Raw genomic sequence first — 12,925 nt, 5'->3', positions numbered from 1 at the left:
CGGCGATGGCTGCAGGCGAGGCTCTTCTGCCCATCGAAGCACCGCCTCTTTCCGCCGGTGCACCACTACCTCACGTCTTTGCCGACGAAGACAAGTTGCTGGTCGCCTATATCGTCAACAAGACAGATCCGTCATTCGATGGGACGAATCCGCGCTCGGTTTCGCCTGTAACCAACGGCCAATCGGTTGCGATCCTGACGGCAAAGCCTTGCCTGGCACTTCAATTCGGCCTGCCGAACGATGAGGCCTTGAGCGGCCATCGGCTCTACAAACTGGGCTTGCAGCCCTATGCTGCATTTGAGGTACTCAACTCGTCATGGATCGGTTCGCTGGAACATGCAAATCGAGTTCACAGTTCTCATCGGCCTGGGCTGTTTTCTGGCTATCGGCACTTCATCTTCACTTTCCACGACTCGACGCTTGAATTTGTCGCGGAGAGCTTTTCGATGAACTGTCGCGACGGGTCGGTTCTGACCTCGTTTATGGCGGCCATCAGTCCCAGCGCCACGGCGCTGCCAGACAAACGAATACGGCTTCTCGACCGGCTTTGGCGACGCGATTGATCCGCTGGTCCATCAGCCTTGACCGCAGCGACATTTGGTCGGAGACTCCGGACGTTGCCAATGCCTGAAACCGGGCAAACGTGGCAAACGGAGGAGCAAGCAACATGGCGATTTCACGCAAGGAAGAGGCTCGGGCGCTGAGCGCCGACGAACGTGCTCTCGTCGAGAAGTCGCACCATCCAACGGTACAGCATCTTGCCGACGCCGAACTTGCCAGCCTGGTCAAGCTCCTGAGGGAACGGCGCGACAGGGCCCAGACCGAGGCGCATCGCCGCCGCCGCGAAATCCGCGGCAAGGGCACGCCAAAGGGCGCCGGCGCCTCGAAGGCCGATGGAGGTTCGCAGTTGAAGCTGGCGGTTCTGGCAATGACCATGCGGCGGCTCAATGGCGAGGCCGAACGCCGCCGCCAAATGGCAGCGCGTGTTTCGCTGGTCGAGAATGCACGCAAGGCGCTGTCCATGAAGCAGGGCGCTGCGGCAGACGGTCCCGAGTTCAACACGCGCACCGCGCACAAAGGCATGCGCGCGATCGTGAGCCGGCGGCCTGAGAATCTGATCCGGCCGATGGAACTCGGCCGGCAGCGGCAGGCGGCAAAGGTGGCGCAGGCAAAGCGCGACGCACGCTGAGTTTTCTTTGACGCCTTCTTTTGCTCTGGAAGCCTGTCCAGCGGGAATTGCCTCTTTATCGACACGCTGATGCGGGTAGAGTGCGGCTGATTTTCAATCAACCGCTTCGGAGTTCATGCTCGCACGCCTGTTCGTGATCTTCGGTGGGCTTCTTGTGCTGGTGCTGTGTGCGGCGCTGGTGGTGCCGTACTTTGTCGACTGGACGGGTTACCGTGCCGATTTCGAGCGCGAGGCGAGTGCCGTTCTCGGCCGCAAGGTGACCGTGCGAGGCGATGCAACGGCAAGGCTGCTGCCGTTTCCCTCGGTGACGTTCTCGAACGTCGCCGTTGCCGGTGGCCCCAACGGCCAGCCGGCGATGACCGTCGAAACCTTTTCGATGGATGCAGAACTCGCGCCATTCCTGCGCGGTGAAGTGCTGATCTTCGACATGCGCCTGGTGCGGCCGAAGGCGACCATCGACATCGCCGCCGACGGCACGGTCGACTGGACAATACGGCCGTCCTCGCCCTTCGATCCCGGCCAGATCTCCATCGAGAAGCTGACGGTTACAGAAGGACAGATCGCGCTCAGCCACGCCGCCGGCGGGCGCAGCCATCTTATTTCCGAGATCAACTCGACGATCTCTGCCAAGTCGCTGGCCGGCCCCTGGCGGATGGACGGTTCGCTGTTGCTGGACGGGTTGCGGACCACGATCGCCGTTTCCACCGGCAAGGCCGAACCAGACGGGCAAATGCGGCTCAGGCTCAAGGCCGATCCGGACGCCTATCCGCTGGTCGTCGAGACCGACGGCAATGTGGGCCTCGTCGAGGGCGCCGCGGTCTATTCGGGCCAGTTCAAGATATCGGGTGCAGACCGGGCTGCGGCGCTGCCGCGCGGCACCGGCGGCGAGGCGCTGAAAGTCAGCGCCGGCAAACCGGACCCGGGCTTCAGGCTGAACGGCAAGTTTTCGCTCGACCACCAGAAGCTCGGCGTCGACGAATTCCGCTTCGAGACCGGGCCGCTCGACAATCCCTACACCGCCGACGGCAAGGCTGCGGTCGACCTTGGGCTGAAGCCGCATTTCTCGATCGAGGCCAATGGCGCGCAGGTGCAGTTCGACGAAGCGGTGGGGGCGGCGGCCGGTGCCGGACTGACGCTATCGGAGCGGGTGGCGGCGCTCGAGCAGGCGCTGCTCGATCTGCCGAAGCCGACCATACCGGGCACGGTCGAGGTGAAACTGCCGGCGGTGGTGGCAGGCGATACCACCGTTCGTGACGTGCACCTGTCCGCCGAGCCGGCCGAGGGTGGCTGGGCGGTAAAATCGCTGGCCGCTACGCTGCCCGGCCGCGCCAAGCTGGAAGCCAAAGGCATGGTCAGCGTCGAGGACCGTTTCGGTTTCACCGGATCGCTGCTTCTGGCGGTCGCGCAGCCCTCCGGCTTTGCCGCCTGGCTGTCGAAGGACGTCGACGAGGCGATCCGCCGCTTACCGGCCGCCGGCTTCAAGGCCAAGGTGGATTTGAGCGAAAAACACCAGGCCTTCAGCGATCTCGAGCTCATCCTCGGCAAGGCAAAGTTCTCCGGCCGCATCGATTCCAGCCAGCCCGACGACACTCGTCCATCGGTGCTGATGCAACTGGAAGGCGGCGAACTCGACGTTGATGGGCTCGCCGCCTTCGCCTCGATCTTCGTCAGCGACAAGGGCGCCAACCGCTTTTCCGACCGCGACCTCGATTTCCAGATCAAGGCCGGGCCGGTCAGCGCCGGCGGGTTGACCGCCGACAGCGTCGACACCGCGCTTAGACTACGCGACGGGCTGCTTGAGATCGACCGGCTGTCGGTCGGCGGACTTGCCGGAGCCTCGATCAGCGCCACCGGCCGGATCAAGGATTTCCCGGCGAGCCCGACCGGCAAACTCAACGCCTCTGTGGTCGCCGTCGACCTCAAGCCGCTGATCGACGTCGCCGTCCGGCACTATCCGGACAATGCGGTGCTGAAGGGGCTGGCGGAGCGGGCTGCTGCCTATCCCGAGCTGTTCCAGGATGCGCGTATCGACGCGGTCACGAGTGCCGCAGACAATGGCGACGGTACGACCGGACTGGCTATGAGCGCACAGGGCAAGGCCGGTGGTTCGGCCTTTTCCGCATCGTTGTCCGGCAAAGGGGCGCTCGACCGGCCCCTCGAAGCGCCGGTGACGTTGACCTTCAACGCAGGGAATGCCGACGCCACCGCGCTTCTGGCGCTTTACGGTCTGCCGGCGCTGCCGCTCGGCATGCTCGGCGAGGCGACCACCGACGTCTCGGCCAAAGGCACGCTTGGCGGCGGCCTGGCGACACGCTTCAGCCTGGCCGGCAACGACTTCAAAGCTGGTTTCGACGGGACAATTGCCGACACGCCTCAGGGCGCGGCCGCCAAGGGCAAGGTCAGCCTTGAAACGGCCGACATCGAGCCATGGCTGATGACGACCGGCGTCGGCCTGCCCGGCATGGGCACCGGTATGTCGACGTCGCTTGCTGCCGATGCCGATTACGGCAATGGTCTGCTGGTGCTGAGCGGCCTCAGCGGCGCCGTCAACGAAGCGGCGGTTTCCGGTGACGTAAATATCGACATCAAAGAGGGGCTGCCGCATCTTGCCGGCGCGCTGTCGCTGGACGAGCTGGACCTCGATCCGATGGCGGTGATGCTGTTCGGCGACCAGGCCTTCCTTGTCAATGACAGGACCTGGCCGACAGCACCGTTCAGCCAGAAATCCAGTCTGCCATTTACCGCCGATCTCGATCTGACGGTGGCGTCGCTTGCCGCCGGCCCGCTTGCCACCGCCTATGACGCTGCGCTGTCGCTGCAGCTCGACCAGGAGGGTATCCGCGTTTCCGACCTCAAGGCAAAGTTCCTCGGCGGCGCGTTGAGTGGCCTGTTCGAGCTCAAGAACAATGACGGCACCGGGCTTTTCTCCGGTCAGATGAAACTCGCCGGCGCCGATCTGGCAGCCGTGCTGCCGGAGGCCGGCATCAGCGGAAGCGGCAATTTCTCGACGGCGCTTTCGACCAGCGGCAAATCGGTCGACGCGATGGTTGCGGCGCTGTCCGGTTCCGGCACGGCAACGCTCAAGGGCATGACTATTGCCGGCTTCAATCCGGATGCCTTTGGCGCTTTCATCGCCAAGGCCGACGCGATAGGGCGCAATATCGACGCGTCGAAGACTGCCGACTTTGTGCCGCAGATCGCCGCGGCCGGCAGTTTTCCGGCGCAGGACACCGATATTGCCTTCACCATCGCCGGCGGCACGCTGAGAGCACCGCCGGTCAAATTCGAAAGCCCGGGCGCGACGCTATCCGCCGACATCACCGCCGATCTGAACACCAGCACCGTCGATGCCAAGGGCGAGATCGCCTACCGGCCCGGCGACGAGGCGCTGGTCGGCTCCGAACCGATTTTGAATTTCAGCGTCGACGGTCCGTTCGGCGCCACCAAACGGCAGTTCGACAGCGAGCCGCTGGCACAGTTCCTGACCCAGCGTGCGCTGGAAAAGGAGCAGCAGCGGGTCGAAGCCATGCAAGCCGCACTGCTCGAGAAACAAAGGCTGCGGCGTGAGGTGCGCTACTACGCTGCCCTGCAAACCGAGCGTGAAAGAGCGGCGGAGGAACTGCGCAAGCAGGAGGAAGCGGCGCGGCTGAAGGCTGAGGCCGACGCCAGGGCAAAGGCTGAAGCCGAGGCTCAGGCCCAAGCCGAAGCGGAGGCGAGGGCGCAAGCTGAGGCCAAGGCGAAAGCTGAAGCCGAGGCGAAGGCGCAAGCTGAGGCCAAGGCGAAAGTTGAAGCCGAGGCGAAGGCGCAAGCTGAGGCCAAGGCGCAAGCTGAAGCCGAGGCGAAGGCCGAAGCGGAGGCGAGGGCGCAAGCTGAGGCTAAGGCGAAAGCTGAAGCCGAGGCGAAGGCGCAGGCTGAAGCCAAGGCGAAGGCGGATGCAGCGGCGAAGGCCGAAGCCGAGGCCAGGGCGAAAGCCGAGGCGGCTGCAAAGGCCAAAGCGGATGCCGAAGCGAAAGCCAAGGCGGCGCAACAGGCTGCCGAGGAAGCAGCGCAGGCCGAAGAACAGCAACGCCAGAGGGCGGAAGAGGCGTTGCGGATCGCCTCGGAAGAAAAGGCAAAGCTCGACGCCGAACGCAAGGCCGCGGCGGAGCGAGCGGAACGGCCCCCGGCCGCAGATAACGTGCCACCGCCAGTGCCGACGCCGCCAGAACTCAAGTTCGATCCCTCGTCGATCGACGATCTGCTAAAATCGCTGAATGGCGGGTGACGGCGCATCCCTTATGTGTCGCGTCCAGCAAGCAAGCGCTTGAGCATCGGCTCGATCCGCCCGAGCTCGTCGAGATGAGCGGCTGACAGATCGGCGAGACTGTCGTCGGCGCGCTCGGTCAGCCGCAGCAGCACGCGCCGGTGGTCCTCCTCGTCGTGATCTCTCGCGATGAGCCCGGCTTCGCAAAGACGGTTGACCAATTCCACGGCGCTGTGATGGCGGATGCGCAGGCGCTCCGCGAGGTCGCCAATGGTCACCGGCCCTCCGCCGGGAAACCCTTTGATCGCAAGCAGGGCCTGATGCTGGCGTGGCGTCAGGCCGGCTTCCTGCGCCTGGATCTGGCTGAATTCGAGAAAGCAGCGGATCAGGTAACGAAATTCGGACAGCCTCTGGTAGTCGGCCGGCCTGATCGTTGCGCCGCGCTTTTGTGGCTTCGAAGTGTCTGCCATCGATTCCTATCCGACAAAGCCGCAAACGGCCTTGAACATTTATATCGTGTTACGATACAGAGCGAACCAACATGGCTCGTGGCTGCCATCTTCGGTGGCACGGCCGGCGACCCATCCGCAAGTCGGCACGCCGCCAGAAAGCAAGGTTTGCAAATGAAATCCGATCATGCCAACCCCGGCCATCTGCGCGATTTTACCACCGATGCCAGGGTGCTGCTCATTGCAGGCATCGCGGTGGTGGTGGCAACGGCGGGGTTGTTTGCCGGCATTGCCCTTTTGAAGCTGATCCGGCTTGCCACGAACATCGCCTATTTTGGCCAGTTCACGCTCGCCGACCTGAAACTGCAGGATACGCCGCTTGGCTATGCCTCGGTATTTGTTCCGGTGATCGGGGCACTGATCATCGGTGTGATGGCTCGCTTCGGAAGCGAAAAGATCCGCGGCCATGGCATTCCCGAAGCCATCGAGGCGATCCTGCTCGGACGCTCGCGGCTCGACGCCAAGGTGGCAATCCTGAAGCCGTTGTCGTCGGCAGTCTCGATCGGTACCGGCGGGCCATTCGGCGCGGAAGGGCCCATCATCATGACCGGCGGCGCCATCGGTTCGCTGATCGCGCAGATGCTGCCGGTCAGCGACAATGAACGCAAGACGCTGCTGGTGGCGGGTGCGGCGGCCGGCATGACCACCGTATTCGGAACGCCGATCGCCGCCATCATGCTTGCAGTGGAATTGCTGCTCTTCGAGTGGACGCCGCGCAGCTTCATTCCCGTGGCGGTCGCTGCCATCATTGCCGAGGTCGAGCGCACCATGCTGCATCTGCCGGGGCCGATCTTCCCATTTCAGGGCGGCATGGAGGTTTCATTTCCCGGCCTTGCCGGCTGGGTGCTGGTCGGCTTGGCAGCCGGGCTGCTATCTGGGTTGCTGACCCAGATGGTCTATACCTGCGAGGACGGTTTCCAGAAGCTGCCCATCCACTGGATGTGGTGGCCGATGCTCGGCGGCCTGGTGGTCGGCGTTGGCGGGCTGATCGAGCCGCAGGCGCTCGGCGTCGGCTATGACAACATCGCCGACATGCTGGATGGTCGCACGATAGCGACCGCTGCGCTCACCCTGTTGGTGGTGAAGGCGATCATCTGGTCGGTCGCACTCGGCTCGGGAACGTCGGGAGGTGTGCTGGCGCCGCTGCTGATCATGGGCGGAGCGATGGGCGCGGTCCTCGCCGGCTTCCTACCGGCCGCGGATCCGGGCTTCTGGGCGCTGCTGGCGATGGCGGCGACGATGGGCGGCACCATGCGTGCGCCGCTGACCGCCACCTTCTTTGCGGTCGAACTGACCGGCAACACCCATGTCCTGGTGCCGCTGATCGCGGCGACTGCCACGGCGCATGCGGTGACCGTACTGTTGATGAAGCGTTCGATCCTCACCGAAAAAATCGCACGGCGAGGGCATCACATGGTTCGCGAATACCGTGTCGATCCGTTCGCCCTGACCAGGGTGCGCGAGGTGATGACCAGCGAGGTCGAGAGCGTGCCGGCGACGATGACGCTGCATGGCGCTGCTGCGTTCCTGACGGCGCCCGAGACGCGGCATCCGAGCTTTCCGGTCATTGACAAAGAGGGCCACGTGCTCGGCGTGATCGACCCGCCGGCGATCCTGCTCTGGAGACGCGCTGGCAAGCACCGCACGACGACGCTTGGCGAACTGCTGGCCGGCAGCAAGGTCACGCTGGCCTATCCGGATGAGTATCTCGAGGGCCTCTCCGACAAGCTGCTGATGGCGAACGTGTCCCATTTGCCGGTCGTCACGCGAGAAAATGCCCAGCTGGTGGGCTATGTCGGCTGGAAGGACCTGATGCGTGTCAGATCGAAGAAGCAGGCCGAAGAACGCGACCGCTCAGCTTTACTGGGCTTCGGCACGCGGCGCAGGAAACACGCGGCGCAGGAAACAGGATAGCGTTGCCTGAAGGCTAAAACTTGCCGCGCTTGGCCCAATCCAGCACATAAAGCCGGAGCGCCGAGGAGAGGTTGGCATCCCGCGGCCGGCTCTCGTCGATCTCGGCAACAAGGGCGGCGAGCGTCAGTTTTCGCACGGCCGCGATGGCGACCAGGTCGTCGTAAAAAGGCTTTTCAAGCGAATAGCTGGTGCGGTGGCCGCGAATGGTGACCGAGCGCTTTTCGACCGGGCTCACGCGACCGCCCTCACACTTCAAGCATCGGATTTGTCCGAATCGCCGGATTTTTCGCGGCGATGGCCGGCGACGAATTTGTCGGCCTTGTCGGCGATCAGGCGGTCGCTATCCCGGCTGGTCTTGGAACGGCCATGCCGCGCCCGGTTCTGTTCGGCCAGGCGCTCCTTCTCGGCTCGCGCCTTCTGCTTGCGTGCCTGACGGAGATTGACGATCTCGGCCATGTCACGCCGCCTGACGGGTCACTTCTTGCGGAAGGCGTCGAGCGACACCACGTCGGCGCCCTTGGCGCCGGCGTCGGCCGCGGCAGGCTTCTTTTCCGCCTCAGCGGCTTTCTTCTTCGTCTCGGGCTTTTTCTCGGCGACGATGGCCAGCGGCTCGGGAGCAGGCTTGGCCTTTGTCTCCTGTTCCGCCGGGGTATCCGTCTTGACGTCGAATTCGAGCTCGAAGTTGACGGACGGGTCGTAAAAGCCGCGCACGGCCGAGAACGGGATTTCCAATTTTTCCGGGACGTCGGAAAACGACAGCCCGACTTCGAAACCGGTGTCGCTCACCTTCAGGTCCCAATACTGGAACTGGATGACGATGGTCATCTGTTCGGGATAGCGCTCGCGCAGCCGCGACGACACGCGCACACCCGGCGCGCCGGTGAGAAAGGTGATGAAGAAATGATGGTTGCCCGGGAGACCGGTGCGCGCGACCTCGGCCAGGACCTTGCGCATGACGCCGCGCAACGCCTCCTGGGCCAGAATGTCGTAGCGGATGTGGTCGTCGGCCATGTGGCTGTCGGGTTCCGTTGAATCGTCCTGATAGCTGTAATCAAGCTTGAGCGCGGCGTAAACCGGATATAGATCGCCGGCGTGCGGAAGCGAAGCCCATTGGCGACGATTTGATCGTCAAACGGCTTTGATCGTCAAGCGTTGGCCAGCGCGCCCTGTTTGCTTGCCCGGGACACCGGCTGCCGCTTGCCGAAGGCGCGCAGGAAGGTGCGCACGCCATTTGTCGCCGATTGCACCACCTCGTCCTCGGTTGGTGTACCGCCGAGCATGAAGGTCGTCTGCAACTCGGCATTGGCAAGCGCCATGAACTGGCGCGCTGCGACATCGGGATCGTCGATATCAAGGAAGCCGGCATGAGCGAGGCGGGCGAAGCGGGCGGCGATCGCCGGCCATGTCCTGCCCGGTCCTTCTTCGCGCCATTCGGCGAACAACTCGGGATAGCGCCCGCCCTCGGTCTGGATCAGCTTGCGCAGGAATTTGCCGTCGCGGTTGCAGATGCAGTTGTGGTTCATCCGCACAGCAAAGGCGATGAGGTCGGCCTCGAGGTCCTTCGGCTGATCGGGAAAAGTGGAGATCGTGGCAAAGATGCCGGCATTGCAACGTTCGGTGAGGTCGCGGACGATGGCAACGAAGAGTTTTTCCTTGTCGCCGTGATGGTTGTAGATGGTCTGGCGAGAGACGCCGGCCTCGGCGGCAATCATGTCGATATTGGCACCGGCGAAGCTTTCGCGGCAGAAGACCGAGGCGGCGGCATCGACAATCGACATCCGCTTGGCCTCGTGGCCTCGCGGCGGGAAAATGTCAGGAGAGACGTTGGCCTTCATGCAAAACTATATAGAGGTGGTTGACGAATTAGACAAGCCTGTCTAAATTTGTGGACTTGCACGAAGGGGGTTTCGTTCCGCAGAAGATTCGGAACTCCACGGGATGGAACGTCCTAGGGTTACACGCCGGTCCTCGGCGGCAACCAGAATTCGAAAGAGCCTGCTATCATGAACGCCAAATTCCTCCGCATTGCGGTCGTGCTCGGCCTATTGTCCGCGATCGGCCCGTTTGCCATCGACATGTATCTTCCGGCCCTGCCGTCGATCGGCGAGGATCTGCATGCCGGCACCGCCGCGGTGCAGATGAGCCTGCTGATCTTCTTTCTTTCCATGGGCTTCGGCCAGATCGTCGTCGGACCTATCTCCGACATGGTCGGCCGCAAGCTGCCGCTCTACGGCGGTCTGGCGCTGTTCATGGTCGGCGGCGTCGGCTCGGCGCTGGCTCCCTCGATCGAATGGCTGATCGCCTTCCGCTTCCTGCAAGGGCTCGGCGCCAGCGCCGGCATGGCCGTGCCGCGCGCGATCGTGCGCGACCTGCATACCGGCACCGAGGCGGCCAAACTGATGTCGCTGCTGATGCTGGTGTTTTCGGTGTCGCCGATCCTGGCGCCGCTGACCGGTAGCCAGATCATCGAGAACTTCGGCTGGCGCGCCGTGTTCTGGACGGTGACGGGCGCGGCCGTGCTCGCCACCATCCTGCTGGCGACCTCGCTCAAGGAGACGCGGCCGGTCGAAGAGCGCGCCGGTTCGTCCTTCGGGACAGCACTTTCAGGCTACCGCTTCCTGATGGGCGACCGCAACTTCCTTGGCCTGACGGCCATCGCCGGCTTCGGCATTGCGAGCTTCTTCGTCTATCTGTCGAGCTCGTCCTTCATCCTGATCGACCATTATGGCCTGTCGCCTTCGGTCTACAGCGTGTTCTTCTCGATCAATGCGGTTGCCTTCATCGGCATGTCGCAGCTGACCGGGTTGCTATCCGAGCGGTTCGGGCTGCAGCGCGTGGTGCGCGTCGCGGTGACCGGCTATGCGACGACGATGGTGGTGCTTTTCGCGGTGATGGCATCGGGTGTCGACCGGCTCGACGTGATGGCGGCGCTGCTGTTCATCGGCTACGGCTTTCTCGGCCTGGTCATCCCGACCACGTCGGTGCTGGCCATGGAAGAGCATGGCGAGATCGCCGGCACGGCGTCGGCCCTGATGGGCACGCTGCACTTCGCCATCGGCGCGGTCGCCATGGGCGTCGCCGGCGTGTTTTTCGACGGCACGCCGCTGCCGATGGTAGCGGGCATCACGCTCTGCGCGGCGATCTCCTTCACACTGGCCAAGATAACGCTCGGCCGCAGCCGGGACGTTGCGGAAGCGCCGGCGGAGTAAGCTTCACCTATCGAGACAAAAAGGCCGGGCGATGTTCCCGGCCTTTTTCACGTTGCGGTCCCGGTTCAAAGCAGCCTATGCCTATATGACGGGTTCAGGACATGCAGCTTCGACATCTCAAGACCTTCGTGGCGGTCGCCACCACCTTGAACATCACGCGCGCCTCCGAGCGGGTTCATCTTGCCCAATCGAGCGTGACCGAACAGATCCAGGCGCTGGAAGCCGATCTGGGCACGTCGCTGTTAGACAGGTCGCGGCGTGGCTTGAAGCTGACGGCGGCGGGACAGCGCCTGCTGGACTACGCAAACGATCTCCTCGACCTCGCGGACGAAGCCCGTTCCGCTGTCGCCGACGCGAGCGGCACGGTTGCCGGTCGCCTGACGGTCGGCGGCCTGGAGACGCTTTGCTCGACACGCTTGCCAGTTTTGCTGGGGGAATTCCATCGGCGTCATCCCGATGTGGAACTGAACCTCAGGGCGGACGATAGCAGTGGGTTGCGTGCCGGCGTGACAAGCGGGGCGCTGGACGTATCTTTCCATTTCGGAGCCGTCCCGGCGGTGGCGCCGGAGCTGCGAAGCGAGCAAGTGGCAGTAGAAGAGCTCGTCACCATAATGCCGGCAAATCACCGGTTGGCCGGACATTCTGCCATGACGCCCGACGATCTGGCTGACGAGGCTTTCCTCGTCACCCAGCCCGGCTGCGTCTATCGGCGGATGTTCGACGAAGCGTTCGCAGCGACGCTGCCCGACCGTCCGAGGCTGGTTGGCGAGTTCGCCAGCATGGGCGCGATACGGAGCCTTGTTGAAGGCGGTCTTGGATGCGCGCTGGTCCCGCGTCTCGTGGCTTCCGCGGCTGATGCCAATATCGTCGTGCTGCCCTGGGTCGGAATCAGCCCGGTGACGCCGGTCACCATGGTATGGCGCCACCGGCGCATTCAAGCGCCGGTCTTGCGGCTGTTCCTCGCAATGGTACGCGAAATTTGGCCATTGCTAGACCAGCCGCTGGCCACCATCGACATGAAGCACGGTTCCGGTGATGAAGCCGTTATGCATCAGGGACGTGATGGCTTGGGCAATGTCGGCTGCCTGGCCGATCCGGCCGACGAGCAGGCGCTTTGCCATGGCCTCCAGCGCGGCCGTCTTGCCGCTGCCGACGACGGCATCCCAAATCGGCGTGTCGACCCAGCCGGGCGAGACGACGTTGACGCGGATCGGCGCCAGTTCGATGGCAAGCGCGTAGGCGAGTGAGCCAAGGGCCCCATTAACGGCTGCCACCACCGAGCCTTTCGCCGCCGGACGATAGGCGGCGATGCCCGAGGTCAGCGTGATCGATCCGCCGGGCGTCAGACGAGGCGCGCCATGCTTGGCAAGAAGAAGCGGCCCGACGATTTTGGAATCCATCACTTTCCGCGCCACCGAGATATCCATCTCGGGAAGCAACACGTAGACGCCGGTAACGTCGGCGGCGGTCGAGACGATGTGGTCGAGCGTGCCGACATCCTGGAACAGGCGCTGGACCTCGTCCTCTCTAGTGACGTCGGCTGCGATCGTCCTCAGCCTTCCCGCGTGAGGCAAGCGCTGCCGCGCGGCCGACAACCGGTCCTCGGAGCGGCCGACGATCGTAACCTCGGCGCCGGCGGCAAGCTGCTGTTCGGCAAGCGACAGCCCCATGCCGGAACTGCCGCCAACGATCAGGATGCGTTCGTGTTTTGGTGTGGTTTCCTGGTTCATCTTATCTCTCCATGAGGCAGCTCGCCGGGCATGACCACACGCGGCGAGAAACTGAGGCCTTGTCCCGCAAAGGCGTGGAAGAAGGGAAACGGGAAGAAACGAATGCTGCCATCGGAGGTTCCGATGATGGG

Annotated in this window: 11 protein-coding genes and 1 pseudogene; 6 read left to right on the top strand and 6 right to left on the bottom strand. The window is 63.8% G+C overall.

Going from position 1 to position 12,925, the window contains the following annotated elements; genetic code table 11:
* Positions 1-5 precede the first annotated feature (5 nt).
* From NKJ46_RS20785 to NKJ46_RS20775, 3 genes are all read left to right on the top strand, one after another.
* A complete protein-coding gene (locus tag NKJ46_RS20785) occupies positions 6-563 on the top strand; it encodes a hypothetical protein (RefSeq protein WP_352667044.1) in 558 nt (185 codons plus the stop codon).
* Between the two features lie 104 nt (positions 564-667).
* A complete protein-coding gene (locus NKJ46_RS20780; RefSeq protein ID WP_352667042.1) occupies positions 668-1,189 on the top strand; it encodes a hypothetical protein in 522 nt (173 codons plus the stop codon).
* Between the two features lie 115 nt (positions 1,190-1,304).
* The gene (locus tag NKJ46_RS20775; RefSeq protein WP_352667039.1) at positions 1,305-5,453 is read left to right on the top strand and encodes an AsmA family protein; all 4,149 of its coding nucleotides are present in this window, start codon (positions 1,305-1,307) and stop codon (positions 5,451-5,453) included.
* Positions 5,454-5,464: 11 nt separating this feature from the next.
* Here NKJ46_RS20775 and NKJ46_RS20770 read toward each other — a convergent pair whose 3' ends face one another.
* Positions 5,465-5,902, bottom strand: coding sequence for a MarR family winged helix-turn-helix transcriptional regulator (locus NKJ46_RS20770; RefSeq protein WP_352667036.1), 438 nt, complete (start codon positions 5,900-5,902; stop codon positions 5,465-5,467).
* Positions 5,903-6,055: 153 nt separating this feature from the next.
* Here NKJ46_RS20770 and NKJ46_RS20765 point away from each other — a divergent pair, with 153 nt between their 5' ends.
* A complete protein-coding gene (locus NKJ46_RS20765) occupies positions 6,056-7,855 on the top strand; it encodes a chloride channel protein (protein ID WP_352667034.1) in 1,800 nt (599 codons plus the stop codon).
* A 13-nt stretch (positions 7,856-7,868) separates the two neighbouring features.
* Here the strand turns inward: NKJ46_RS20765 and NKJ46_RS20760 are convergent, their stop codons facing one another.
* From NKJ46_RS20760 to NKJ46_RS20745, 4 genes are all read right to left on the bottom strand, one after another.
* Positions 7,869-8,090: a ribbon-helix-helix domain-containing protein gene (locus NKJ46_RS20760; protein WP_352667031.1), complete on the bottom strand. Its 222-nt coding sequence runs from the start codon at positions 8,088-8,090 to the stop codon at positions 7,869-7,871.
* Positions 8,091-8,107: 17 nt separating this feature from the next.
* Positions 8,108-8,311, bottom strand: coding sequence for a DUF4169 family protein (locus NKJ46_RS20755; protein ID WP_352667028.1), 204 nt, complete (start codon positions 8,309-8,311; stop codon positions 8,108-8,110).
* Between the two features lie 18 nt (positions 8,312-8,329).
* A complete protein-coding gene (locus NKJ46_RS20750; RefSeq protein ID WP_352466938.1) occupies positions 8,330-8,866 on the bottom strand; it encodes an SspB family protein in 537 nt (178 codons plus the stop codon).
* Positions 8,867-9,000: 134 nt separating this feature from the next.
* Positions 9,001-9,690 carry a TetR/AcrR family transcriptional regulator gene (locus NKJ46_RS20745; protein ID WP_352667025.1) on the bottom strand — a complete coding sequence of 230 codons (690 nt, stop codon included), beginning with the start codon at positions 9,688-9,690 and terminating at the stop codon, positions 9,001-9,003.
* A 168-nt stretch (positions 9,691-9,858) separates the two neighbouring features.
* On the opposite strand from NKJ46_RS20745, the gene NKJ46_RS20740 reads away from it, so the two are divergent.
* Positions 9,859-11,064: a multidrug effflux MFS transporter gene (locus tag NKJ46_RS20740; protein WP_023676705.1), complete on the top strand. Its 1,206-nt coding sequence runs from the start codon at positions 9,859-9,861 to the stop codon at positions 11,062-11,064.
* Between the two features lie 101 nt (positions 11,065-11,165).
* Positions 11,166-11,981, top strand: a pseudogene (locus tag NKJ46_RS20735) (LysR family transcriptional regulator); the annotation flags it as partial.
* Positions 11,982-12,053: 72 nt separating this feature from the next.
* Here the strand turns inward: NKJ46_RS20735 and NKJ46_RS20730 are convergent.
* Positions 12,054-12,794, bottom strand: coding sequence for an SDR family oxidoreductase (locus tag NKJ46_RS20730; RefSeq protein ID WP_352667023.1), 741 nt, complete (start codon positions 12,792-12,794; stop codon positions 12,054-12,056).
* Between the last annotated feature and the right edge of the window lie 131 nt (positions 12,795-12,925).

Origin of the sequence: Mesorhizobium sp. M0166, assembly GCF_040322255.1 — a bacterium.
Classification (GTDB): Bacteria; Pseudomonadota; Alphaproteobacteria; order Rhizobiales; family Rhizobiaceae; genus Mesorhizobium.
Note: the sequence above shows the minus strand (reverse complement) of the source record. Positions and strands in the feature narration are given on the sequence as shown.

Bases quoted from the DNA above. Each gene is read 5' to 3' on its own strand.
- NKJ46_RS20755 (WP_352667028.1), bottom strand. From the start codon at position 8,311: ATGGCCGAGATCGTCAATCTCCGTCAGGCACGCAAGCAGAAGGCGCGA.
- NKJ46_RS20785 (WP_352667044.1), top strand. From the start codon at position 6: ATGGCTGCAGGCGAGGCTCTTCTGCCCATCGAAGCACCGCCTCTTTCC.
- NKJ46_RS20775 (WP_352667039.1), top strand. From the start codon at position 1,305: ATGCTCGCACGCCTGTTCGTGATCTTCGGTGGGCTTCTTGTGCTGGTG.
- NKJ46_RS20765 (WP_352667034.1), top strand. From the start codon at position 6,056: ATGAAATCCGATCATGCCAACCCCGGCCATCTGCGCGATTTTACCACC.
- NKJ46_RS20770 (WP_352667036.1), bottom strand. From the start codon at position 5,902: ATGGCAGACACTTCGAAGCCACAAAAGCGCGGCGCAACGATCAGGCCG.
- NKJ46_RS20730 (WP_352667023.1), bottom strand. From the start codon at position 12,794: ATGAACCAGGAAACCACACCAAAACACGAACGCATCCTGATCGTTGGC.
- NKJ46_RS20750 (WP_352466938.1), bottom strand. From the start codon at position 8,866: ATGGCCGACGACCACATCCGCTACGACATTCTGGCCCAGGAGGCGTTG.
- NKJ46_RS20780 (WP_352667042.1), top strand. From the start codon at position 668: ATGGCGATTTCACGCAAGGAAGAGGCTCGGGCGCTGAGCGCCGACGAA.
- NKJ46_RS20745 (WP_352667025.1), bottom strand. From the start codon at position 9,690: ATGAAGGCCAACGTCTCTCCTGACATTTTCCCGCCGCGAGGCCACGAG.
- NKJ46_RS20740 (WP_023676705.1), top strand. From the start codon at position 9,859: ATGAACGCCAAATTCCTCCGCATTGCGGTCGTGCTCGGCCTATTGTCC.